This window comes from Bradyrhizobium uaiense (assembly GCF_010811875.1).
Lineage (GTDB): Bacteria > Pseudomonadota > Alphaproteobacteria > Rhizobiales > Xanthobacteraceae > Bradyrhizobium > Bradyrhizobium uaiense.
This window is the reverse complement of sequence record NZ_VKHP01000756.1, coordinates 1-250: the sequence shown is the minus strand read 5'-3', so window position 1 is coordinate 250 and position 250 is coordinate 1. Positions and strand designations below refer to the sequence as shown.

Sequence of the window (250 nt, the reverse complement as noted above, 5' to 3'; positions counted from 1 at the left end):
GATGCGGCAGCATTCCACCGCAATCACCAGCCGATCTGGGCGGTCCTGAAGAATTATCTCGCCGGTCAATCCGGCGACGTGCTGGAAGCCGGCAGCGGCACCGGCCAGCATGTCCTCTATTTCGCCGCCCGTCCGCCTCGACCGGCCTGCCGTCCTTGCCGAACTCCACCACGAACTCCGCCACTGCAATCTCCTGTTATCTAGACCGTGCAGCCAGGACGAGCCGAACGGAACCGACAGAGCCCCGTTG

1 pseudogene is annotated in these 250 nt (G+C 64.0%); it reads left to right on the top strand.

Annotation, left to right across the window (positions count from 1 at the left end):
• Window positions 1-138: pseudogene (locus tag FNJ47_RS47330) on the top strand (DUF938 domain-containing protein); the annotation flags it as partial.
• Between the last annotated feature and the right edge of the window lie 112 nt (window positions 139-250).